The organism is Stenotrophomonas sp. YJH_SMC_43 (assembly GCF_059372535.1).
In genome coordinates, this window is sequence record NZ_JCAFVQ010000003.1 from 13,214 (window position 1) to 36,576 (window position 23,363).

General features: G+C 68.3%; 15 protein-coding genes. 4 read left to right on the forward strand and 11 right to left on the reverse strand.

Features of this window, described 5'->3' with window-relative positions:
* Positions 1-28 precede the first annotated feature (28 nt).
* Together bioA and AC5QAH_RS12335 are read left to right on the forward strand one after the other, a co-directional pair.
* Complete coding sequence (bioA, locus tag AC5QAH_RS12330) at positions 29-1,420, forward strand: adenosylmethionine--8-amino-7-oxononanoate transaminase (RefSeq protein WP_049454581.1); 1,392 nt, start codon at positions 29-31, stop codon at positions 1,418-1,420.
* Positions 1,411-2,148 carry a 16S rRNA (uracil(1498)-N(3))-methyltransferase gene (locus tag AC5QAH_RS12335; RefSeq protein ID WP_043399181.1) on the forward strand — a complete coding sequence of 246 codons (738 nt, stop codon included), beginning with the start codon at positions 1,411-1,413 and terminating at the stop codon, positions 2,146-2,148. The genes bioA and AC5QAH_RS12335 overlap by 10 nt, the downstream gene beginning before the upstream one ends.
* A gap of 212 nt (positions 2,149-2,360) precedes the next feature.
* On the opposite strand, the gene AC5QAH_RS12340 is transcribed toward AC5QAH_RS12335, so the two are convergent.
* The 7 genes from AC5QAH_RS12340 to pilG all read right to left on the reverse strand — a co-directional run bounded on the left by AC5QAH_RS12340 (position 2,361) and on the right by pilG (position 14,326).
* Entirely contained in the window at positions 2,361-2,825 is a 465-nt protein-coding gene (locus AC5QAH_RS12340; RefSeq protein WP_010482710.1) for a chemotaxis protein CheW, read from the reverse strand.
* On the reverse strand, positions 2,822-4,162 hold the full coding sequence (locus AC5QAH_RS12345) for a chemotaxis protein CheB (RefSeq protein WP_049454584.1): 1,341 nt from the start codon (positions 4,160-4,162) through the stop codon (positions 2,822-2,824). Before AC5QAH_RS12345 ends, AC5QAH_RS12340 begins: the two co-directional genes overlap by 4 nt.
* Complete coding sequence (locus AC5QAH_RS12350) at positions 4,149-10,835, reverse strand: Hpt domain-containing protein (protein WP_495232372.1); 6,687 nt, start codon at positions 10,833-10,835, stop codon at positions 4,149-4,151. Before AC5QAH_RS12350 ends, AC5QAH_RS12345 begins: the two co-directional genes overlap by 14 nt.
* Positions 10,836-10,935: 100 nt before the next feature.
* A complete protein-coding gene (locus AC5QAH_RS12355; protein ID WP_495232373.1) occupies positions 10,936-12,972 on the reverse strand; it encodes a methyl-accepting chemotaxis protein in 2,037 nt (678 codons plus the stop codon).
* A 41-nt stretch (positions 12,973-13,013) separates the two neighbouring features.
* Positions 13,014-13,544, reverse strand: a complete 531-nt coding sequence (locus tag AC5QAH_RS12360; protein ID WP_010482705.1) for a chemotaxis protein CheW — start codon at positions 13,542-13,544, stop codon at positions 13,014-13,016.
* Positions 13,544-13,906: a response regulator gene (locus tag AC5QAH_RS12365; RefSeq protein WP_005410717.1), complete on the reverse strand. Its 363-nt coding sequence runs from the start codon at positions 13,904-13,906 to the stop codon at positions 13,544-13,546. The genes AC5QAH_RS12360 and AC5QAH_RS12365 overlap by 1 nt, the downstream gene beginning before the upstream one ends.
* Before the next feature lie 18 nt (positions 13,907-13,924).
* Complete coding sequence (gene pilG / locus AC5QAH_RS12370) at positions 13,925-14,326, reverse strand: twitching motility response regulator PilG (RefSeq protein ID WP_005418455.1); 402 nt, start codon at positions 14,324-14,326, stop codon at positions 13,925-13,927.
* Between the two features lie 240 nt (positions 14,327-14,566).
* Here pilG and gshB point away from each other — a divergent pair, with 240 nt between their 5' ends.
* Positions 14,567-15,514 carry a glutathione synthase gene (gene gshB, locus AC5QAH_RS12375; RefSeq protein ID WP_049410670.1) on the forward strand — a complete coding sequence of 316 codons (948 nt, stop codon included), beginning with the start codon at positions 14,567-14,569 and terminating at the stop codon, positions 15,512-15,514.
* Positions 15,514-16,398 carry an energy transducer TonB family protein gene (locus AC5QAH_RS12380; protein WP_010482701.1) on the forward strand — a complete coding sequence of 295 codons (885 nt, stop codon included), beginning with the start codon at positions 15,514-15,516 and terminating at the stop codon, positions 16,396-16,398. The genes gshB and AC5QAH_RS12380 overlap by 1 nt, the downstream gene beginning before the upstream one ends.
* Before the next feature lie 566 nt (positions 16,399-16,964).
* Here the strand turns inward: AC5QAH_RS12380 and tsaB are convergent.
* The 4 genes from tsaB to mrcB all read right to left on the reverse strand — a co-directional run bounded on the left by tsaB (position 16,965) and on the right by mrcB (position 23,299).
* Positions 16,965-17,678, reverse strand: coding sequence for a tRNA (adenosine(37)-N6)-threonylcarbamoyltransferase complex dimerization subunit type 1 TsaB (gene tsaB / locus AC5QAH_RS12385; RefSeq protein ID WP_049452717.1), 714 nt, complete (start codon positions 17,676-17,678; stop codon positions 16,965-16,967).
* Positions 17,679-17,687: 9 nt separating this feature from the next.
* Positions 17,688-19,736 carry a DNA repair helicase YoaA gene (yoaA, locus tag AC5QAH_RS12390; RefSeq protein WP_049452718.1) on the reverse strand — a complete coding sequence of 683 codons (2,049 nt, stop codon included), beginning with the start codon at positions 19,734-19,736 and terminating at the stop codon, positions 17,688-17,690.
* A gap of 591 nt (positions 19,737-20,327) precedes the next feature.
* Positions 20,328-20,864: a hypothetical protein gene (locus AC5QAH_RS12395; RefSeq protein ID WP_029379774.1), complete on the reverse strand. Its 537-nt coding sequence runs from the start codon at positions 20,862-20,864 to the stop codon at positions 20,328-20,330.
* Positions 20,861-23,299 (reverse strand): penicillin-binding protein 1B, encoded by a 2,439-nt coding sequence (gene mrcB / locus AC5QAH_RS12400; RefSeq protein ID WP_049454809.1) that lies wholly within the window; start codon positions 23,297-23,299, stop codon positions 20,861-20,863. The genes AC5QAH_RS12395 and mrcB overlap by 4 nt, the downstream gene beginning before the upstream one ends.
* Between the last annotated feature and the right edge of the window lie 64 nt (positions 23,300-23,363).

Sequence of the window (23,363 nt, forward strand, 5' to 3'; positions counted from 1 at the left end):
CAGGCAGCAACATGTTCATGAGCCCGAAATGCTAGCAGACCCAACCCCCTCCCCGCTGGCCCACCATTGGCGGCAGCGCGACCTGCAGGTGCTGTGGCACCCCTGCACGCAGATGCGCGAGCATCCGGACACCCTGCCGCTGGTGCCGATCGCCCGTGGCGAAGGTGCCTGGCTGATCGACCACGGTGGCAATCGCTATCTGGATGCGGTCAGCAGCTGGTGGACCAACCTGTTCGGCCATGCCGAACCGCGCATCGGTGGCGCCATCGCCGCCCAGGCGACGCAGCTGGAACAGGTGATGCTGGCCGGCTTCGGCCATGAGCCGGCCATTACCCTGGCCGAACGCCTGCTGGCGCTGGCACCGCGCCAGCCCGGCCGCGCGCCGCTGGCCAAGGTGTTCTACGCCGACAACGGTTCGGCCGGCGTGGAAGTGGCCCTGAAGATGGCCTTCCAGTATTTCCAGAACCGTGGGGAATCGCGGCGTACGCGTTTCATCGCACTGGAGAACGGCTACCACGGCGAGACCCTGGGCGCGCTGGCGCTGGGTGACATCCCGCTGTATCGCCGCGTCTATGCGCCGCTGCTGGCCGAAGCGCTGTTCGCGCCGTCGCCCGATGCCTACCTGGCCGAACCCGGCCAGAGCGCGGCCGACCGCGCGCGGCAGGCTGCCGACGGCCTGGCCACCCTGTTCGACCAGCATCCGGGCGAGATCTGCGCGGTGATCCTGGAACCGCGCCTGCAGTGTGCCGGCGGCATGCGCATGCACGATCCGGTGTACCTGCAGCGCGTGCGCGAACTGTGTGATGCGCATGGCGCGTTCATGATCGCCGACGAGATCGCCACCGGCTTCGGCCGCACCGGCACCCTGTTCGCCTGCGAACAGGCCGGGGTGATGCCGGACCTGATGTGCCTGTCCAAGGGCCTGACCGGTGGCTTCCTGCCGCTGGCCGCGGTGCTGGCCACGCAGGCGCTGTACGACGCCTTCCTTGACGACTCGCGCGAGCGCGCGTTCCTGCACTCGCACAGCTACACCGGCAACCCGCTGGCATGCGCGGCCGCGCTGGCGACGCTGGACATCTTCCGCGACGACGATGTGATCGCCCGCAACCGCAGCATCGCTTCCGTGATGGGTACGCTGGCGGCACCGTTCAACGACCATCCGCACGTGGCCGACGTGCGCCAGGCCGGCATGGTGGTGGCCTTCGAGCTGTCGCGCGACGGTAACAAGCGCACGCCGTTCGACCCGGCCATGCGGCTGGGCCTGCACGCCTACAAGGCCGCCTTGAATCGCGGCGTGGTGCTGCGCCCGCTGGGCGACGTGCTGTACTGGATGCCACCCTACTGCGTGGACGACGAACAACTGGAGCTGCTGGCACATACCACACTGGCAGCGATTGACGAGGCGATTGCATGCGCGTGACCCGCTGCCCCATCGACCTGGCGCTGCACAGCGGCCAGACCGTGACCCTGCCGGAAGAGACGGCCAACCACCTGGTGCGGGTGATGCGCCTGCGCGAAGGCGATACCTGCGTCCTGTTCAACGGCGATGGCCACGACTACAGCGCGACGCTGACGGTGGCCGGCAAACGCGAGGTGCAGGTACGCATCGACGCCGTGCAGGCCATCAAGAATGAATCGCCACTGGCGATCACCCTGCTGCAGGGCATCGCGCGCGGCGAGAAGATGGACCTGATCCTGCAGAAGGCCACCGAACTGGGCGTGGCGGCGATCATTCCGGTCAACGCCGAGCGCACTGAGGTGAAGCTTGATGCAGCTCGAGCGGAGAAGCGCGTGGCGCACTGGAACAACGTGGTGACCTCGGCCTGCGGCCAATCCGGGCGCGCGCGCATTCCGCAGGTGGGCTCGCCACTGTCGCTGGCGCAGGCCGCGGCGGCACTACCAGTGGATACGCTGCGGTTGACGCTGGACCCGCAGGGCGCACATCGCCTGTCGACGCTGGCGGCCGCTCCGGCAGGCGGCATCGTGATCGCGATCGGCCCGGAAGGTGGCTGGTCGCCGCGCGACCGGGATCAGCTGGCGGCTGCAGGCTTCCAGGGCCTGCAGCTGGGCCCGCGCATCCTGCGCACGGAAACCGCGGGGCTGGCCGCGATCGCGGCACTGCAGGCGCGGTTGGGCGATCTGGGATAAGGCTGATTCGTTGTGGTGCCGACCGCTGGCCGGCATCCACGGGATCATGAGGTTGCCGGCCAGCGGCCGGCACTACCGCGACCAGCGCGTTCAGGGCAGCAGCCGAGCTCAGGCTCGGCTCTACAGGGCCCGCGCCAGATTGCAGTTTCCTTGTAGAGCCGAGCCATGCTCGGCTCGGTGCCGGTCGGCAGCCGGCACTACCGTTTGGTAGATCAGGCCGCCAGTGAATCCAGGGCGGCTTCCAGTGCGTCCAGGTTCGGCAACAGCGCGCTCTGCTCACCCAGCAGCACGCGCATGTGCACGATCTGCGGCAGGGTTTCTTCGGAGGCGTCGGCCAGCAGGCCGTCGCGCGGCACCGAGATCAGCTGCGGGAAATTCTGCGTCAGCAGCGCATAGTAGGGGCGCTGCGCGTTGCCGCTCAGGGCCTTCAGCACCACCACTTTGTTGTGGCCGGCCACCGCCTCTTCGCCCAGCCCCGAAAGGCGTGCGAACGACACCAGCGGCACCTGCCAGCCGTGCCAGCCGATTTCGCCAACCAGCCAGCGCGGCGCATCGGAGACCGGCTGCACCGGCACGCGCGACATCATTTCGGCCACGGTGGCATTGGGCAGCAGTACGCGCTCGTTGCCGGCCTGGATCAGGACGCCGCGGATTTCGTCATTGCTGGCGTAGCTCATGGTGCCTCTCCGTTATCGTCTTCCGAGCCCCAGCGCGAGGCGATGGCCTGCGCCAGTTCCTGTGGCTCACCCGCCACCATGCCAGCGGCGACCACCGCCGTGGCTGCGGCAGGGTCATAGCAGCCCTCGCCGACCTGCCCGGCCACCCAGGCGCCGGCGGCGGCCAGATCCAGCGCCGGACCAACATGCGCAAGATCGGCACCGCTGAGCAGGACCAGCGCAGTGTGGTCAGCCGGCAGCGCGGCAATCGAAATACCCTGCGCGTCGCTGACGAAATGCAGGCCGTCACTGGCTGCCTGCACGCCAATGTCATCGGCCAGCACGTGCACTTCACCGGGTGTTGCACGCTGGCCGGCTTCGGCCAGCTGCACCGGCAACGGCGACACGCGTGCCATCTGCTTGACCAGGTTGCCGTAGCGTCCGCCATCCAGGCGCATGTGCACCAGGACCGGCACGCTCAGCGAAGACGGCAGCGCGCCGAGCAGGCGACGCAACGCGTCCGGGCCACCGATGCCGGCCAGCACCAGCAGCGATCCGGCGCGTGCGCCCACGGGCGCTGCGGCATCCAGGTCGACCAGGCTCAGATGACCGGTATCGAAGGAAGGCAGCGATGCCTCCACTGCAGCGTGGTGCGGAGCGGCGGCCGGGGCATCGGCCCCGTCTTCGACCAGGGACCAGGCGGTGTGGTCGAAGGAGACCGGCGGCAGGGGCGCTGCTGCGGGCGCGGTCTCTGCCAGCGACGGCAGTGCGGGCGGCTCCAGCGGCTCGGGCACGACCGGCTGCAACGCCGCCAGCGCCTGTTCCAGCGCGATCGGTTCGTGCAGCTGCGCGGGCGGCGAGTACAGGCTGTCAGCAGGGACCTCGTCGGCCCAGCTCAATGCCTGGTCCAGGTGCGGCTGCAACGCTTCTTCCTGCGGTGCCGGCGGTGGTGCCGGGTGGCCCGGCTCCAGCTGCAGGCCGGGTTCTTCTTCGGCCCCCGGCGGCAACACCTGCTGGTGGCCATGCAGCTTGGCGGCCAGATGACGGCCCCAGCGCTGAGCCTCCCAGCCATCACGACGTGCGGCCAGCTCGGCCTCGTCGAAGACCAGGGTCAGGCCCGGTGCGGACAGCACCGCTTCCAGGCGCTCCAATGCATCTTCGATGGCGGCTTCCAGCGCGATCACCACGAACTGCGGGCGCGCCTCCTGCAGGATCCGCACGTCCAGCGTATTGGGATCATCTTCCAGCACCAGCTGCACATCGGCGTGCGACAACGTCTCGCGCAGGCGCTCACGCGCCGCGCCGGGACGGGCCAGCAGGGCAACGGCCGGAGCCGTTTGGGTTTCACTCACGGACACGGGCGATCCCCAGCAGGTCGTACACGTTACGCATCAGGTCCAGTTCCTGGTACGGCTTGCCCAGGTAGCGCTGGACACCGATCTCGAAGGCGCGCTGGCGGTGCTTGTCACCACTGCGCGAAGTGATCATCACGATCGGCACGTCCCTGTAGCGCGGGTCGGCACGCATCGCGGTGGCGAGCTCGTAACCATCCATGCGCGGCATCTCGATATCCAGCAGCATCAGGTCGGGCACGCGCTCTTCCAGGCGCTCCAGCGCCTCCACGCCGTCGCGGGCAACGCTGACCTCGAAATTGTGGCGTTCGAGAATGCGGCCGGTGACCTTGCGCATGGTCAGCGAGTCGTCCACCACCATCACCAGCGGCACCTGGCGCTCCTGGCGCGGGGCGTTGGCCAGCACCGGCAGCGTCGGGTTGGCGAGGAAGCGGCGCACCAGCGGCGCGACGTCCAGGATCACCACCACACGGCCATCGCCGGTGATGGTCGCGCCGTAGATGCCCGGCACCGATGCGATCTGCAGGCCGACCGGCTTGACCACGATTTCGCGGTTGCCCAGCACCTGATCGATTGCAACGGCGGCCCGCAGGTCGCCGGCACGGACCAGCAGCAGCGGCACCTGGTCCTGGCCATCGGCACGCGCCGGGGCCTGCCCGACCAGGCTGCCAAGGTCGTACAGCGGATAGTCTTCGCCACTGTAGCGGTAGCTGCTGTCGGCGGCTTCGAAGCGCTCGCGCGACAGGCGGCCGATACCACTGACCGAGGCCACAGGCACTGCGAAGGTTGTTTCGCCGATCTGCACGAACACCGCCTGGGTGACGGCCAGCGTCTGCGGCAGGCGCAAGGTGAAGCGCACGCCCTGGCCACGCACCGACTGGATGTCGACCGAGCCACCGAGCTGGCGCACTTCGTTGCGCACCACGTCCATGCCCACGCCGCGGCCGGCCAGCTGGCTGACCTGATCGGCGGTGGTGAAGCCGGAGGCGAAGATCAGGTTGTCCAGCTCCTGCTCGTTCGGCTGCGCATCGGCGGCCAGCAGGCCGCGGTCGATGGCGCGGCGGCGGATCGCTTCGCGGTCCAGGCCAGCGCCGTCGTCGGCCACTTCCAGCACGATTTCCGAGCCTTCGCGGTGCAGGCGGATGGCGATCTCGCCCTCCTCCGGTTTGCCGGCGGCGCGGCGCTGTTCCGGCGCTTCCAGGCCATGGGCCACGGAGTTGCGCAGCATGTGTTCCAGCGGCGCGACCATGCGGTCGAGGACGTTGCGGTCCAGTTCGCCGTGGGTACCTTCCAGGGTCAGGTGGACCTGCTTGCCGGTATCCATGCCGGACTGGCGGACCACGCGGCGCAGGCGCGGCACCAGGCCGTCGAACGGCACCATGCGCGCGCGCATCAGGCCATCCTGCAGCTCGGAGCTGACGCGCGACTGCTGCTGCAGCAGCGAATCGTACTGGCGCGACAGGTCGTCAAGCACACCCTGCAGGCCACCCAGGTCGGCCGCGGACTCGTTCAGCGCACGACTGAGCTGCTGGAGGGTGGAGAAGCGGTCCAGTTCCAGCGGATCGAATTTCTGGTCGGCCTGATCCTGTTCGCGCTGGTAGCGGGCGACGATCTGCGCCTCGGTTTCCAGGTCGAGTCGGCGCAGCTGGTCGCGCAGTCGCGCATTGGTGCGCTCCAGTTCGCCCATGGCACCACGGAAGGCACCCAGCTGCTGTTCAAGCCGCGAGCGGTAGATCGCCACTTCACCGGCATGGTTGACCAAGCGGTCGAGCAGGTCGGCGCGCACGCGCACCTGCTCCTGCTGTGGACGCGCCAGCGGATCTTCATCGACCACGCCTTCTGCCGGCAGCGGTGCCGACAACGGCGCATCGAGCAGTGCCGGAGCCGGGCTGACGACCGGTGCCGAGGCGGTTTCTGCGGCGCTCACCACGTTGGCCGCCGCTGCCGCAGCGATATCGGTGGTGGTACGCACTTCGAACGCGTCGACCAGGTCCTGCGCCGGTTCCACCACGCGATGATCACCGGTGCGGGTCAGCAGCTGGTGCAGGCGATCGAAGCCACGCTCCAGCAGCTGCACATCGCGGCGCTCGATCTCGGTGCGGCCGGCGGCGACGGCTTCCAGCAGCGATTCGATGCTGTGGCCGAGATCGCCGATGGCGTTGATGCCGGCCATGCGCGCGCCACCCTTGAGGGTGTGCAGGTCGCGCTGCAGGCCGGCCAGCACCTCGCGATCCTGCGGTGCATCGCGCAGTTCGCTGATCAGGCCATCACAGTGGTCGAGCAGGTCCTTGCCTTCCTCGACAAAGATATCGACCAGCTCGCGGTCGTACACGCTGAAGTCAAGTGCGTCGGCGCCGTCTTCGGCATCGGCCGCATCAGGCGCCTGCTCGAGGTGTGGCGCACGGGGCGTGACGTCGGCCTCTGCAATCTCGGCATCGGCATCGGCTTCGACCGCGCCCTGGCCCGGCGCCTCTTCCATCTCGAAGAAGCGCACCGCAGCAGCGCCGCCCTGCGGGGCCTCCGCGGTGATCTCCTCAATCACCGTCGCCGGGGACGGCTGATCGGCGCTCTCTCCTTCACCGACCGCCGCCTCCCCGCCGACGTCCGCATCCTCGGCAAAGGCATCTGCCTCGCCCGGCGCGAGTTCGCTGGCCTGGAGGCCGATCACGGGCCATTGCCCATCGTCGTCCAGGGTCTGCTCTTCCTCGATCACGTGCAGGCCGGCCTCGAGCGCGGCTGCCAGCGTGACCGGTTCTGCAAAACCCGGCACAGCCATTTCATCCTGCAGGCTCGACAGCTCGCTGTCGAGTGGCAGTGCAGCAGCGTCGTCAATGACGCGGTCATCGCCACGGCCCGAATCAAAGGACAGCGACGTATTCAGGTCGATCGCGTCAACTTCCGCAGACACCGGCAGCTCTTCCGCGTCACGGTCATCCACCGGCAGCGCACTGGCGTCGAGGTACGGCGACAGATCGTCGGCCATGGTCAGATCAGCGTCGTCGACCATCACGATCGTGGGCACGGCATCTGCTTCGGCCACTTCGACAGCAGGCGCACTCTCGACCGGCTGGATCGATTCAATCGCACCGGTGTCCGCCACGGCAGGTTCAGCTTCGCCTGGCACCGACGGCCAGCCGGCGTCGAAGTAACGCGAAAGATCATCGCTGGCGGTCAGCTCGCCCACGTCCAGGCCGCTGTCGGCCGCGACATCCAGCGGCTGCGGCTCGGCTGCAGCTGGAACCGGTTCCAGCGCATCTTCGGCAAGCAGCTGCGGCTCGGCAATGAGATCGGGCGCCGCATCGAAAGCGGACGGCATGCCGGTTTCGTCCAGCGCGTCCAGCCCAGACAGCGGCGCTTCGGCTTCGGATGCCTGCTCGACATCAGCCGCCAGCTCGACACCCTCCTCATCCTCGTCTTCCAGCGCGAACAGCGGCCAGCGTGCTTCCGGCAGCTCGCCGGCCAATGCCTGCAGCCGCTGCACCAACGCGCCCTGCGGAACAATGCGCGGCTGTTCGGCCTGCAGCGCCTCCATGGTCGCGGTGATCGCCTGCGCAGTCGCATCCAGTGCGGCAACGCCTTCGTCGCCAGGCACCACGTCGGCGGCCAGTGCGCGCTTGATGTAGGACTCGGCACCGCCGGTGACCGCCGTGATTTCCGGCACTTCGGTCATCGCGAAGGCGCCGTTCATGGTGTGCACTGCGCGCAGCAGCGCGTCGCTGACCGGCTGCGGTGCCTGCTGCGCCGAGCGCAGCCAATCCTGCAGGGTGGCCTGGTGGACTTCCACTTCGGCTTCGAGGATCTCGCGCAGCACGCTGTCGATGTTGGCTGGCGTGCCCACGGCCTCGGGCACCGGCTCGGCTTCGTCCTGCACCGACGCGATGGCTTCGGCCGCCAGGATGCGGCTGATCTCGTCCTCGCCTTCGGCCTCGGCCACCGGTGCGGCCGCTACCGGCAGCGGCACGTAATAGGTTTCCTCACCGGCGCCGACACGATCGGCGATGGCCTGCATCGCCTGCAGGTCCACGCTGATGCGCTGGCCATGGCGCAGCGCGGCGTTCAGCTGCGGCAGCGCGGCATGTGCGTTATCGACCATCGCCAGCACGGCCGGAGTGGCCGGGCGGCTGCCATCAAGCACGCGGTTGAGCATGCCTTCGATCTTCCAGGCGAACTCGCCCAGGGTGCGCGCCCCCACCAGGCGGCCACTGCCCTTGAGGGTGTGGAAGATGCGCCGGATCGGCCGCAGCCGGTCCATGTTGTCCAGCTGCACACGCCATGCCGGCAGCAGCGTGCCAAGGTTGGCGAGCTCGTCGTCGAACTCTTCCAGGAACACCTCGCGGATGTCCTCGTCAATGTTCTCGGCATCGTCGTCGAAGCCGGCCTCGAAGCCGCCCTCGGTCCCAGCCACGACCGGGATGTCCGCAGCGGGCGGAGCCGCCATGGCCTGCGGATTGAAGTCGGCCGCCGCAGCGCTCAGCTCGGCAAAGAACTGCGCGTCGGCTTCGCTGAAATCGATGGGTGCGATGGTGTCGATATCAATCACCGACACCGCCGGTGCTGGTGCATCGGAGGCCGGCGCCAGCATCTCGGCCATCGGCGCGGGCACGTCCTCCGACACACCCGCCGGAACGGCGTCCACTCCGGCAACCACAAGGCTTTCGTCTACCCGCAGGGGCGTGGCGGCATCGACGATCTCCAGCGACGGATGCAATCCGGCGTCGTCTTCCAGCGACAGCGTCTCCATCGCGTGCAGCGACAGCACGTCGTCGGCATTGTCCAGCGCATCGGCGTCGAAGCGGAATACCACGTCCTCGCCGGCGGCAACCGCATCGTGCTCTGCAGCGACCGGGTCGAACACCGGCGCGGCAAAGCCAGCGGTGTCGAAGGGCACCGAGGCGTCGACGCCGCCCTCGACAGCCATCACGGCCGCATCGGCCACTGCCGGCGGCGCTGCCTCCGACAGTGTCCACTGCGGCGCCGATCCCACTCCGGTTTCGACCCGTTCGAAACTGACCGGCTCGAAGCTGGCGAAGGTCGGACTGCGCTCGTCTTCGGCACTCGCGGCCGGATCGGAGTCGGAATGGAACGGTGCGAGATCCCATTGCGGCACGTCGGGTGCAGGCGCACTGGAGGCGGCGAAGACCAAGGGCGCATCTGCGTCGTCCTGCAGCGACAGCGGTGCGGATGCAACGGTCCCCAGCGCACCGAACATCAGGCTGTTGTCCACCACCTCCGGTGCAGGCATGGCCGGTGGCGGATCAAAGGTAAAGTCCGGCAGCGGCACCGGCACAGTGCCGGCGGCGGGCGCGGCCGGCTGCACCGGAATCTCGATGCGCTCCGGCTGCAACGGCTCGGCCTGCAGCGCGACCGGCTCGCGTTCGATCAGCAGCGATGCGAACGGAATCGGCGCGGCGGCAACAGGTTCCACCGCGTTGCGGTCCGGCAACGGCCAGTAGCGCAGCGCTTCAAGGCTGCTGCGGGTGATGTCGAGAATGTCCTCGCGGCCCGGGCGGCGGTCGCGCAGTGCTTCGAGGTAGTACTCCAGGCTGGCCATGGCATCGGCCAGGGTGTCCAGCTGACGACCACTGGGCACGCGCTGGCGACCGATCAGCTCGGCTTCGATGTACTGCTGCACACCGCGCAGGTAATCGGCCGCCGTGCCCAGATCCAGCATGCGCAGCGCGCCGGAGACATCGCCCAGCAGGCGCGGCACGTCCTGCAGCTCGGCATGGTTCCAGCTGGTTTCAATGAACGCGACGAAGTGCTCGCGCGCGGCGGCGAAGTTGGCGATGGCCTCATGCGCCAGCACCTCAACCGTGCGCCGGTTCTCCACCGCGCTCGGATCGTCCTCGCCACTGCCGCCGGCGCCCAGATGAGCAACCTGGTCATCCAGCGAGGCATCCACGTACAGCAGTGCCCCGGCGATATCCAGCAACAGGTTCTCGTCGATCTGCTGGCGCCCTTCGACCACGCCACGCAGTGCATCACGCTGCTGCACGACCACGCCGCGGGCAACGCCCAGGCCCATCATGCCCAGCGTATCGGCCACCGCACCGAGCTCGTTGGCCTGGGTCTGCAGCTGTTCGGGCGCGCCGCCGGTACGCAGGTGCAGGTCCAGCGCATCCTTGATGCGCAGCAGTTCTTCCTTCACCGCACTGCCGACGGTGTCGAGCAGTTCGCGATTGCGTCCACTCAGGCTGCCACGGGCATGGTCCAGTTCGGCCTCGGTGGCGGTGACGCTGTCCGGTGCGAATGCCAACAGCACGCTGTCATGCACCCCTTCTTCGCCACGCGCGGCACGGATTTCGTTGAGCAGTGGCATCAGCACGATCGGGATGTCGCGATGCCCGTTCTGCAGGCGCTCCAGGTAGTCGGGCAGCAGCACGCTGCCACGCATCAGGGTCGCGCAGGCTTCATCCCGATCTGCCACACCACCGGCGCCGATGGCATTGGCCAGCTGTTCAAGCTCCTCGGCCACCATCGCCGGGGCATACAGTTCGACCATGCGCAGGGTGCCCTGCACCTGGTGCAGGTAGCCGGCGCAGATGCGCATGCGGCTGGCATCGGCCGGGTCTTCTGCGTAGTACTCGACCTCGTTGCGCACCTGGCGCAGGGTCTCGTCCAGCTCAGGCTTGACCCAACCCAGCGCTGCGTGGCTCATCGCATCGCGCAGACTGCTCATGGACGCGCTCCGTTCGCCGCCGCGCGGAAGCCGCGCGAGTTCTGGCGTGGGGAATGGAAATGCTTCATCGACTGGTTCCTTGCTCGCCGCCCTGCCCGCGTCACGCCGGCAGCTTGAAGTCGGCGACCGAACGACGCAGGTCGGCCGCCAGCTGCGCGAGGTGGCCGATCGATTCGGCGGTCTGCCCGGCACCCTGCGAGGTCTGGCCGGTGATCTGCCGGATCACGGCCATGGTGCGGGTGATGTCCGAGGCCGCGGCCGACTGCTGCTGGGCGGCGATGGAGATGTTCTTGATGAGGGTGTTCAGTGCATTGGACACGCGCTCGATTTCGGTCAGCGCGGTGCCGGCGTCCTCGGCCAGGCGTGCACCGGACACCACCTCGGCGGTGGTCTGTTCCATCGACGTGACCGCTTCATTGGTGTCGGCCTGGATGGCCTGCACCAGGTTCTCGATGCGTCGGGTCGCGCCGGAGGTACGTTCTGCCAGGCGCTGCACTTCGTCCGCCACGACCGCGAAACCACGGCCGGCTTCACCGGCCGAGGCCGCCTGCACCGCCGCGTTCAACGCCAGGATGTTGGTCTGCTCGGAAATGTCGTTGATCAGTTCCACGATCGAGCCGATTTCCTGCGACGACTCGCCCAGGCGCTTGATACGCTTGGAGGTTTCCTGGATCTGGTCGCGGATCTGGTCCATGCCCTGGATGGTCTCGCGCACCACGCCGGCACCCTCGGCGGCGATCACCACCGAGCGCTGTGCCACGTCGGCCGACTCAGCCGAGTTGCGCGACACCTGTTCGATGCTCGCCGCGATTTCGCCGATGCGGTCCGACGCCGAAGTGATCTGGTTGGCCTGGTGGCCCGCCGCCTCTGCCAGCTGCATGGCGGTGGCCTGGGTTTCCTGGGTGGACAGCGCGACCTTGGCCGAGGTGTCGTTGATGGTGGTCACCAGGTGGCGCAGCTCGTCGACGGCGTAGTTGATCGCGTCGGCGATGGCGCCGGTCATGTCCTCGGTCACCGAGGCCTTCACTGTCAGGTCGCCCTCACCCAGCGAGGAAATTTCGTCCAGCAGCCGCATGATCGCCTGCTGGTTGCGGCTGTTGAACTCCACCTGGGTCTGGTAGCGCAGTTCCTGCTCGCGCGAGCGGCTGCGCACGTTGGTGGAGACGAAACCGATGATCGCGATCAGCGACAGCGCGCCGGACACCACGCCAATCCAGAAATTCGGGAACAGGCGGGTATCGGACACCGAACCGAACGAGGAGAACGCCTCGAACAGCTTGCGGCTGTCGTCCAGCATGTGCGCAGAACCCTGGCCCAGTGCGGTGGCCGCCGACTGCGCGGCGAACAGCTGGCGCGAGCTGGCCAGGATCGCGTCGGCGTCCTGCTTCATCGCTTCCCACTTCTGCTGCGACTGCTCCAGCGCGGCCACGGCGGCAGCACCGCGCACGGCGGTGATGCCCAGTTCCTCGTTGCCGTTGCGCAGGCCGTCGAGCACCTGCGAGAACACGGTGATGTCGCGGGCCAGTGCATCGCCCGAGGTGGCAGCGGCGCTGCCACCGGCACGCATTTCCGTCACGCGGCGGGCCATGGAGCCGGCCACCACCACCTGCTGCAGGGCGCTGTACACCTGCGACGACGGGGCGCCGGAAGCGGACATCGCACGCACCAGCTCGTTCAGCTGGGCCTGTAGCCCCGGCACGGCGCCGGTGAAGTTGTTGGCGTTGCCGGCCAGGGCCAGCACCGCCGGTTCACTGGCGACCAGCTGCCCGGCCTGCTTGCCCAGCGGCGCCCAGGTTTCGCCCAGGGTGGCGATCGCACCGGACACGCCCGGTTCCTTGCCGTAGCGCCCCTGCAGGGTCGATACGTTCTGTTCGATCGCGTTGCGGGTGGCCTTGAAGGCGGTGAACGCCTGCGCGTTGCCGCCCACCGCGTCACGGCCCTGGTTGGCCAGCTGCTGTGACAGCACCTGCAGGTCGGCCGCCTTGGAACCGGCATCGGCCAGGCGACTGCCCTGCCAGGTGGCGACGCCGGTGTTGACGCCGAACAGGATCATCGATGCCAGCAGCAGGAACAGCCAGAGGTTGCTGCCGCCCAGCCGCAGCTTGCCGGTCTTGGTGGCGTCCGAAGCAGTACTCATCGTTCAACCTCGATCTTCAATGCAGGGGGCGTTGCCCGGCCTCAGGCCGCGGCTTGCCGGAATTCAGGGGTACGCGACAGCAGCGAGAGCGAGAACACGCCCCAGTCGTGGCCGTCGGCGTGGAAGGCGCGATCGACGAAGTGGCCGTAACGCCCTTCGGCCAGCGTGCCGGCTTCGATCTGCTGGTCCAGTTCGAAACTGCGCTGGCCGAACAGCTCATCGATGGTCAGCGCGACGTCGCCGCCGGCCTGGCGCATGATCAGCACGCGCTGGCCTTCCTGCTGCACGGTACGCGTGCCTTCCAGGAAGTACTTCAGGTCGACCACCGGGAACAGGTTGCCGCGCAGGTTGCCCACGCCCAGCAGCCACGGCTGTGCGCACGGCACCGGGGTGACCGGCGGCATCGGCACGATTTCCACCACTTCGCGGAAATCGGACACCAGCCGACGCTGGCCGACGCGGTAACCCACGCCACGCCAGAGGTCCTGCGCGAACTGCCGCTCGGGCAGCTGCACCGCGTGGGCCAGGCTTCGCCGTTCGTAGGCTTCGAGGATGTCGAAGGGCGAGCGCATCAGGCCACCAGCTCGTTGATCCGCGCGATCAGTTCATCCTCGCGCGGCGGTTTGACGATGTAGTCGGCCGCGCCCTGGCGCAGGCCCCAGGCCTTGTCGGTTTCCATCGCCTTGGTGCTGACGATGATCACCGGGATGTGCTTGATCGCTGCATCACGGGCCATCGCGCGGGTGGCCTGGAAGCCGCTCATGCCGGGCAGGACCACGTCCATCAGCACCAGCTGCGGCACCTGGTCGCGGACCAGCTGCAGTCCATCCTCGGCGTTGTCCGCTTCCAGCACCTCGTGGCCGGCACGGCGCAGCCACTGGGTGAACACCGCACGGTCGGTCGGTGAATCCTCGATCAGAACGATACGAGCCATTGTGCCTTCCCCCCCTGGTCAGGCGTTGACGTATGTGCGGATGGCACCCAGCAGTTCTTCACGCGTGAAAGGCTTCGTCAGGTATTGCTCCGAGCCGACGATGCGTCCCCGCGCCTTGTCGAACAGGCCATCCTTGGACGAGAGCATGATGACCGGGGTCGCCTTGAACAGCTGGTTGCCCTTGATCAGCGCACAGGTCTGGTACCCATCCAGGCGCGGCATCATGATGTCGACGAAGATGATCTGCGGTTGCTGGTCTGCGATCTTCGCAAGCGCTTCGAAGCCGTCGGTGGCGGTGACCACCTCGCAGCCTTCGCGCTTGAGCAGCGTTTCCGCAGTCCTGCGGATGGTCTTCGAATCATCGATGACCATCACCCGGAGTCCTGCGAGTTCCCCGCCCGCAGTCGTGTTTTCAGTCATTGCCTATCCCCAAGCGCACGGCCCGATCTCTGGCGGGGGCCGCTACGAAAGCGTATCTATATCGCACTTTCCGCGCCCGCTTCAAGGCCGCCCCATGGCGCGGGGCATGGCACCCTCCTGAACGTGACGGGTTTCGCAATGCGTGCGCGGGCGCCGGGCGGACGCTGCGTTGCAGTACGGCGGGGAGGCGCGCGGGCGGCGTTGCCGCTACCATCAACGCCTTGCCTGACAGGTGCGCCCATGCCGTTGAACGTCATCGTGGTGATGGACCCCATCGCCCACATCAAGATCGCCAAGGACACCACCTTCGCCATGCTGCTGGAAGCCCAGCGCCGCGGCCATGCCCTGCACTACGTGCGTCCGGGTGCCCTGGCCCTGGAGGGCGGCGTGGCGGTGGCCCAGACCGCGCCATTGCAGGTGCGCGACGACCCGGCCGGCTGGTATGAGCTGGGCGCATTCAGCCGCACCGAATTCGGCCCCGGCCAGATCGTACTGATGCGCAAGGATCCGCCGGTCGACGCCGAATACATCTACGACACCCAGGTGCTGGACGTGGCCGCAGCGGCCGGCGCCTGCGTGGTCAACAACCCCCAGGGCCTGCGCGACTACAACGAGAAGCTGGCCGCGCTGCTGTTCCCGCAGTGCTGCCCGCCGACCCTGGTCAGCCGCGACGCCAAGGCGTTGAAGGCCTTCGCGCTGGAGCATGGCCAGGCCGTGCTGAAGCCGCTGGACGGCATGGGCGGCCGCTCGATCTTCCGCAGCGGCCAGGGCGATCCGAACCTGAACGTGATTCTGGAAACGCTGACCGACGGCGGCCACAGGATGGCGCTGGCGCAGAAGTTCATTCCCGACATCAGCGCCGGCGACAAGCGCATCCTGCTGGTCGATGGCGAACCGGTCGACTACTGCCTGGCGCGCATCCCGCAGGGCGACGAATTCCGCGGCAACCTCGCCGCCGGCGGCCGTGGCGAAGGCCGCCCGCTGAGCGAGCGCGACCGCTGGATCGCCGCCCAGGTGGGCCCGGAGATGAAGCGTCGCGGCATGCGCTTCGTCGGCCTGGACGTGATCGGTGATTACCTGACCGAGGTCAACGTGACCAGCCCGACCTGCGTGCGCGAACTGGACGCGCAGTACGGCCTGAACATTGCCGGCACCCTGTTCGACGCACTCGAGGCCGGCCTGCGCTGATGCCGTCCGCACCTGCCGTACTGCCCCCGCCGCCGCGCGAAGCACAACGGCTGGGGGCGACCATCGCGCTGTCGGTGCTGGTCCACGCCCTGCTGATCCTGGGCGTGGGCTTCGCCGTGAAGGGCGATGCGCCGCTGGTGCCGACGCTGGAAGTGATCTTCAGCCAGACCCGCACCGCGCTGACGCCGAAGCAGGCTGATTTCCTGGCCGCGGCCAACCAGGAAGGCGGTGGCGAGCACGACCGCGCACAGCGTCCACGCGACAACCAGGCCGGCATCGTCCCACAGGCCCAGTCCGGGCTGAGCCCGGTGCCGCAGCAGCAGCAATCGGCCGCGCCGGTTCCGCCGCCGCAGGCACGGGTGGTCAGCAGCCGCAATGGCGAAGAGGTGGTGGCGCAGGCACAGTCCCGCCCCACGCCGGATCAGCCCGAACCGGACGCACCGCTGAGCGCGCGCGAGCAGCGCGATGTGGAGATGGCGCGGTTGGCTGCCGAAGTGCATCTGCGCTCGGCGCAGTACGCCAAGCGCCCGAACCGCAAGTTCGTGTCGGCCAGCACGCGCGAATATGCCTATGCCAATTACCTGCGTGCCTGGGTCGACCGGGCCGAGCGCGTAGGCAATCTGAATTACCCGGACGAGGCCCGGCAGCGCCGCCTCGGTGGCCAGGTGGTGATCAGCGTGGGGGTGCGCCGCGATGGCAGCGTGGAGAGCAGCCGGATCCTGCGTTCGAGCGGGACGCCGCTGCTGGATGAGGCGGCACTGCGGGTGGTGAAGCTGGCCCAGCCGTTCCCGCCGTTGCCGAAGACCGAAGACGAGATCGACATCCTGCAGGTCACCCGCACGTGGGTGTTCCTGCCGGGCGGCACCCTGCACGACGACCGGTAGGGGTTTGTTGCCCGGGCCTGCGGCCCGGGACCCGCAGAGGCCACGGCCACGGCAACGGCAAAAGCGGCGGTCGGGATGCTGTGCTTGGCGGGGCGGTGTGGGCTTGCAGGACACGCCGTAAACCCATCCATGGGGGCTCGATGGCGCCTTGCTCGTGTGCGCTGTCCTGCGCACACGGCAAGACCGGGGTTGGGCGTCCTGCCCAACCCGCCCGAGGCGTGCCTCGCGCCCATGGCGCCAACGGTCCTGCAAGCCCACACCGCCCCACCTCTGACAGATCGCGGCGCACCATTGCTTTGGTAGGTGTCAACCTTGGTCGATACACATCCACGCCACGCGTGGATGCAAGCGAAGCGACCCGCTTTTGATTTTGACTTTTCTTTTTTTGATCTTACGTGGCGGACGCGCACGGAAACTGTCATAGGCCGGGCGGGTGGGCTGCGCAGGGGCGTGAGCCGCATGGATGCGGCGACCGAGCTTACATGGACGTACTTGCAGCGCCCCCTGCGCAGCCCACCCGCCCGGCCAAACCACGGCTTGTGCTTTCGCGCTCCGCCACGAGGGGCTCAGCCGTTGGCCTTCGCCTTCGCCTCACGCGCGGCCTGCTGCTCGACCAGGGTCAGTGCCACGTTGTCACGCAGGTACGCGGGCTCGACCTTCTCCGGCGCAATCGCCTCGCCACGCGCGAACGCCGGCACCGCGAGTGCCAGCACGTCCGACGCCCGCGGCAATGCCGTGGCATCGAATCCACGAAGGCCGCTGCCCAACTGCGCCACCAGCGCGCCGTCGGCCGCACCGAAGCCGGTGCCCACGCCATAGGCCGACAAACCTTCCGGCAACGCCACTGCATCCGGTGCGCACACACGCTCGCCATCGCGCGCGAGCGGCAGGCCGTCAACACGCTCGAAGCGCGCAACGTACAACTCCCCCATCCGTGCGTCGATCGCCGACAGGATCTGCGTTTCTTCTGCCGGTGCCCGCAGCGCCAGCACCTGCAGCGTCGATACCGGCAGCAGCGGACGGTCCAGCGCCAGTGCGATGCCCTGCGCGATGGCGATCGCCAGGCGCACGCCCGTGAACGCACCAGGGCCGCGGCTGAGCGCGATGCCGTCCAGCTGGCGACGGCTGATGCCGGCCTCGGCCAGCAGCGCCTCGGCCCACGGCAGGCTCAGTTCGGCATGCCGGCGCGGGGCGATCTCGAAGCGTTCCAGTACCTGCCCATCGACATGCAGGGCAACGGAACAGGCTTCGGTGGCGGTTTCAAAGGCGAGCAGTTTCATCGGATCGGGTCAGAACAGGGGGAACGTGGCACCGGGCGCCGGCTCGGGGCCGGTCGCAACAGCGGCCCGGGCAGCCGCATCATCGGCCACGGGCGCCCATTGTGGCGTAAAGAAGGCCTGCACATCGGTCAGGTTGCGGGTACGGCGGAACGGCGGCAGCGAATCGAGGAAGACCCGGCCGTAGCCGCGGTTGAGCAGGCGCGGGTCGCACAACACCAGCACGCCACGGTCGCTCTCGCTGCGGATCAGGCGGCCGACGCCCTGTTTCAGCGCAATCACCGCCTGTGGCAGCTGCTCATCGCGGAACGGGTTGCCGCCCTGGCTGCGGATCGCCTCCAGACGCGCCTCGTACACCGGATCGTCCGGTGCCGCGAACGGCAGCTTGTCGATCATCACCACGCTCAGCGCCTCACCCACCACGTCCACGCCCTCGCGGAAACTGGCCGAGCCCAGCAGCACGCCATTGCCCGATTCGCGGAAGCGCTGCAGCAGCGTCGCACGCGGCGCCTCGCCCTGCACGAACAACGGCCATGGCCCATCACGCAGTGCCTCGGCGGCCTCGCGCAATGCACGGTGCGAGGCGAACAACAGGAACGCCCTGCCCTGCGAGGCCTGCAGCACCGGCCGCAGGGTCTGGATCAGCGCGGTTCCGAAACCACGCGCGGCCGGATCAGGCAGGCCCTCGGGCAGATAGCACAACGCCTGCTCGGGCCAATTGAAGGGGCTTGGCTGGACCAGCGTATGTGGATCGTCCAGGCCCAGGCGGGTGGCGATGTGATCGAAACCACCGCCCACGGTCAGTGTCGCCGAGGTAAAGATCCATGCGGCGCGACTGCGTTCGCGATGCTCGCGCAATGGACCGGACACATCCATCGGCGTGCGCTGGCAGCGGAAACCACGCGGCGTAAGCTCGTACCAGAGCACATCGGCGGCGCTGGCGGTCTCCGCCGGATCGATATCGAAATCGAGGGTGGGTTCGTCATCGCCCAGCCAGCGACTGAGCCGCGAGACCGCCTCGCGCGCACGCGCATGGCAGGCATCGAGGCCGGCAGCCGCTTCGCGCAGCGGCTGCAGCGCCTGCTCCAGCGTCACCAGGCCAGCCATCACCGTATCGAAGCCATCACGCACCTGCGGCATCGCCAGTGCACGCCATTGCGTGCCACGCGCTGGCAGCCCTTCCATTGCCGAGCGCAGCGCCAACAGCGCCTGCTGCAACTGGTCGACCGGTTCCTGCAGCGCCGACTGCGCGCCCCCGACGCCGCGCGCTTCGGCCAGGCAGTCGCGGCCCAGTTCCTGCCACGGACGCATGCCAAAACCTTCGCCGAAGAACTGCGCGGCCAACTCGGGCAACTGGTGCGCCTCGTCGATGACGAAGGCCTGCGCCCCAGGTAACAACTCGCCAAAGCCGTCCTGCTTCAGTGCCAGGTCGGCCAACAGCAGATGGTGGTTGACCACCACCACATCGGCGGCCTGCGCGCGTTGCCGCGCGCGCACCACGAAGCAGTCATCCCAGAACGGGCAGTCGGTCCCCAGGCAGTTGTCGACAGTGGAGGTGACCATCGGCAGCAGCGGCGAATCATCGGCCAGGCCTTCCAGTTCGGCGATGTCACCGAACTCCGAACGACCGGACCAGGCCAGGATCCGCTGGAACTGCGCAGCCTGTTCGGGGCTGGAAAAACGCGGCTCGCCACGCGCCTGCTGCAGGCGATAGCGGCACAGGTAGTTCGCGCGTCCCTTCAGCAGCGCACTGCGCAGGCCAACACCGAGCGCCTGGCGCACCCGTGGCAGATCGCGGTGGTAGAGCTGGTCCTGCAGCGCGCGGGTACCGGTGGAGATGATGGTGCGCAACCCGGACAGCAGCACCGGCACCAGGTAGGCGAACGTCTTGCCGGTGCCGGTACCGGCCTCGGCCAGCAGCAGATCACGCTGCTGCAGCGCATCGGCGATGGCTTCGGTCAGGTGCAGCTGTGCCGGACGCGGGACGAATGCATCCAGGTGCGAGGCGAGCGCGCCGCCGTCGCTGAGGGCTTCGCGGCTGGCATGGACAAGGTCGGACATCAGAGGGAGAGGATACCCGGCCGGGCGCTGCCCGGCACCCGTTTCAAGCCAGAGCACCCGCAAAAGCAACGGCAACAGCTTGGTTCATGACTCTGGGTTTCTACATGCTGGGCGGGTCGGGAGGGGCAGGCAGGACACGCCGTAAACCCATCCTGGGGGCTCGATGGCGCCATCCATGGCGCCAACGGTCCTGCCTGCCCCTCCCGACCCGCCTTCGACAGTTTCCCGGTGACGGATGGACGTGCTTCGTGGCGTCGCGCTTGCTCGACTGGATTCAGAAGCGGTGGGTCGAACGGAAACAAGAAGGGGTCGGAGCCGTTTTCCTGCGGAAAACGGCTCCGACCCCACGGCGAGTGCGCGCAGCGCGCGACCCGCTTTTGATCTGTTTTTTTCTTTTCCGTGGCTGGACGCACACGGAAACTGTCAGGGGCCGGGCGGGTGGGCTGCGCAGGGGCGTGAGCCGCATGGATGCGGCGACCGAGCTTACATGGACGTACTTGCAGCGCCCCCTGCGCAGCCCACCCGCCCGGCCCAATCACATGACCCGCATTTTGCGGCCAGCCACGAGGGGCTGCGCCGTTGGCTGGAAATTCAGTACCGCTTGATCCCAGGCACGGTGCAGCCTTCCAGCTGCGCATGCGCCGACACCGCATTTTCCTTCTCGCCCCGCGCCAGGCGCGACTGCTCGATCGTCGCCCAGTGCCGCCGGCACAGCGGCCCCGTCTTCGAGCCCAGATCCACCGCCTTGCGCGCGAACGTCTCCGCCTGCGCCCACTGCCCCTGCAGCAGTGCCAGTTCGGCACGTTCCTGCAGTACCGCCGGGTCGCCGGCGACGATTTCCAGCGCGTGGTCCAGGCTGCTGGCGGCACCGGCCAGGTCGTTCGCCTGGCGTTGCGCCTGCGCGGTCACCCGCAGGTCTTCCACCTGCGAATCACGCAGCGGCTGCACCGACAGCTCCTTGTCGTCCGGACCTGCGGCCGCATCCACCGCGGCCAGGCGCTGTGCCGGCGTAGTGGTATCGACCGGCGTGACCACCGGCGGCGCGCTGGTCACGCAGGCGGCCAGGGCCAGGCTGAGGCCGGTCAGGGCCAGGGGCTGCAGCAGGGATCGCATGTTCATCGGCATCATCGGCTCGGGGGAGGAGTGGCGGCGGCGGGCGCCGCGGCAGGTTCGGCAGGCGCTTCCGGCTTGCGGTCCAGGCCGAACCAGCTGCGCCAGCCACCGCCCTCGCCTTCAGCACCCTGCGCGTCCGGCGACACTGCCGGCGCGCACGGTGCATAGGCCGGTGCATAGCCCACCACGAACGGGAAACGACGCGCGCCCGGGCAGCCTTCATCCGTGCTGTTGAGTCCGGTGGGCGCCACCGACTGCCAGTCCAGGCCCTTGTTGCTGACCCGCAGCGGAGCACTCGGCAGGCGCTGGAAGATACCCGACCAGACCCGCATCGCGCCGGTGGCACCGTACAGGCCGGCCTGCTCGTTCTGGTCGTTGCCGATCCAGATCACCGCCAGATGATCGCCGGTGTAACCGGCGTACCAGCTGTCGCGACCATCATTGGTGGTACCGGTCTTGCCGGCCGGCTGCAGGCGGCCGAGGCCATCAGCGTTGAGCCGCTGCGCGGTGCCGCTGGCAACCACCTGCTGCAGGCCGACACTGATCAGGTTGGCGGCAATCGAGTCGCCCTCCTGCGCCGGTGCCGGGGTCTTGTCGTAACGCTTGAGCAGCTTGCCCTGCGGATCGAGCACGCCACGCACCGCGTGCAGCGGCTGGATCTCGCCGCCGGACGCCAGGAACTGGTACAGCTGCGCCATCGCGTACGGGCTCTGGTCGGTCGAGCCGAGGATTACCGCCGGGTTGGCGTCGGCCTTGATGCCGGCCAGGACATGGATCAGCTGGGTCACGCGCTCCGGGCCGACCTGCATGCCCACGCGCACCGTGGCCTGGTTGTAGGAATGCGCCAGTGCGTCGATCAGGCGCACCGTGCCGTGGCTGCGGTTGTCCGCGTTGCCGGGACTCCAGTTGCGGCCGCGGCCGAGCTGCACCGTCACCGGCGAGTCATCGACCCAGCTGGCCAGCGAGTAGCGGTCCGGCTGTGCCAAGGCCAGCAGGTAGACGAACGGCTTGAGCAGCGAACCGACCGGGCGCTGTGCTTCGATCGCTCGATTGAAGCCAACCTCGGACACCTCACGGCTGCCGATGACCGCCAGCACGTCACCGTTGTGCACGTCGGTCAGCACCATGCCGGCCTGCAGTTCGGGGCGGCGCTTGCTTTCCAGCGACTTGATGGTGCGGGTCACCGCGCCTTCGGCATAGGCCTGCGCGGACGGCGACATGCCGGTCATCACGCTCAGGCCCGCGCCCTGCAGCGCCGATTCCGGATAGTCATGGCCCAGCTGGCGGCGGACCAGATCGACATAGGCCGGGAAGCGGTTGGCGGCAACCAGGCCCGGCGTCTTGGGCACGCCCAGCGGGGCCTTCAACGCACGTTGGTACTCGGCGTCATCGATCAGCGTGGCCTCGTGCAGTTTGCCCAGCACGAAGTTGCGGCGATCCAGCGCGCGTTCCGGATTGCGCCGCGGGTCGTAGAAGGACGGGCCCTTGACCAGGCCGATCAGCAGCGCGATCTGCTCGGTCTCCAGCGACTGCAGGTCGCGGCCGAACCAGAACTCGGCACCGGACGACATGCCATGGATCGCCTGGCTGCCACGCTGGCCCAGGTACACCTGGTTGAGGTAGGCCTCGAAGATGGTGCGCTTGTCGTAGCGCGCTTCCATGATCAGCGCGTACAGCACTTCGTTGAACTTGCGGGTGACCGTTTGTTCCTTGCCGATGCCGAGCAGGCCGCTGCGGGCCAACTGCTGGGTCAGCGTGGAGGCGCCCTGGCGGCTCTGGCCGCCGGAGCGGATGGTCACCCATACCGCGCGCGCGATGCCCGACAGGTCGATGCCGTGATGGCGGTTGAAGTCCTTGTCCTCCACCGCCTGCAGGCCGGTCACCAGCAGGTCCGGCGCCTCGTCCATGCGGATCAGGCGGCGTTCTTCCTGCTTCTGGCCGTACAGGGTGGCGATGCGGGCCGGGTCCAACCGTGCGGCCTTCAACGCCTTGCGGTTGTCGGCGTCACGCAGCGAGGCGACCGCACCATCGGCCAGCGACAGCTCGAGCCGGCGCGGGGCAACCCGGCCATCGACGTCGTTGTAGCCGCGGCTGGAGATGACGAAGCGCCCGCCGTTCACCGCATAGGTGGCCGGCTCCTTGCCCTGGCCGTCATCGCGGTAGGCGGAGGCGGCCAGCTCGGTCTTCAGCGTGGACGCATCCATCGCCTTGCCGGGGGTGAGCACCAGCGGGCGCGCATAGACACGCGTCGGGATCTGCCAGCGCAGTTCACCGAAACGCTGGGTCACCTGCTGGTTCAGGTACAGCGTATAGGGAATGAGGAAACCCAATCCCAACGCGACCGCAGCCATGCTCCAGGTGATCAGGCGACGCCGCCACAGCGGGCCGTTGTCCTGCTGGTCGTCGTCGTCGAAATCGTCGATGTCGTCGGAATCGTAGCGTCGGGGCACGGGAGAAGCATAGCGATGGCGTCAGCGGAGTCTACCCCAGCACATTTCCCCAAGGCAGTTTCTC

What these genes read in the sequence shown, in the direction of transcription:
- bioA (WP_049454581.1), top strand. Translation starts at nt 29, where the DNA reads ATGCTAGCAGACCCAACCCCCTCCCCGCTGGCCCACCATTGGCGGCAG.
- AC5QAH_RS12335 (WP_043399181.1), top strand. Translation starts at nt 1,411, where the DNA reads ATGCGCGTGACCCGCTGCCCCATCGACCTGGCGCTGCACAGCGGCCAG.
- AC5QAH_RS12340 (WP_010482710.1), bottom strand. Translation starts at nt 2,825, where the DNA reads ATGAGCTACGCCAGCAATGACGAAATCCGCGGCGTCCTGATCCAGGCC.
- AC5QAH_RS12350 (WP_495232372.1), bottom strand. Translation starts at nt 10,835, where the DNA reads ATGAGCAGTCTGCGCGATGCGATGAGCCACGCAGCGCTGGGTTGGGTC.
- AC5QAH_RS12355 (WP_495232373.1), bottom strand. Translation starts at nt 12,972, where the DNA reads ATGAGTACTGCTTCGGACGCCACCAAGACCGGCAAGCTGCGGCTGGGC.
- AC5QAH_RS12360 (WP_010482705.1), bottom strand. Translation starts at nt 13,544, where the DNA reads ATGCGCTCGCCCTTCGACATCCTCGAAGCCTACGAACGGCGAAGCCTG.
- AC5QAH_RS12365 (WP_005410717.1), bottom strand. Translation starts at nt 13,906, where the DNA reads ATGGCTCGTATCGTTCTGATCGAGGATTCACCGACCGACCGTGCGGTG.
- pilG (WP_005418455.1), bottom strand. Translation starts at nt 14,326, where the DNA reads ATGACTGAAAACACGACTGCGGGCGGGGAACTCGCAGGACTCCGGGTG.
- gshB (WP_049410670.1), top strand. Translation starts at nt 14,567, where the DNA reads ATGCCGTTGAACGTCATCGTGGTGATGGACCCCATCGCCCACATCAAG.
- AC5QAH_RS12380 (WP_010482701.1), top strand. Translation starts at nt 15,514, where the DNA reads ATGCCGTCCGCACCTGCCGTACTGCCCCCGCCGCCGCGCGAAGCACAA.
- tsaB (WP_049452717.1), bottom strand. Translation starts at nt 17,678, where the DNA reads ATGAAACTGCTCGCCTTTGAAACCGCCACCGAAGCCTGTTCCGTTGCC.
- yoaA (WP_049452718.1), bottom strand. Translation starts at nt 19,736, where the DNA reads ATGTCCGACCTTGTCCATGCCAGCCGCGAAGCCCTCAGCGACGGCGGC.
- AC5QAH_RS12395 (WP_029379774.1), bottom strand. Translation starts at nt 20,864, where the DNA reads ATGATGCCGATGAACATGCGATCCCTGCTGCAGCCCCTGGCCCTGACC.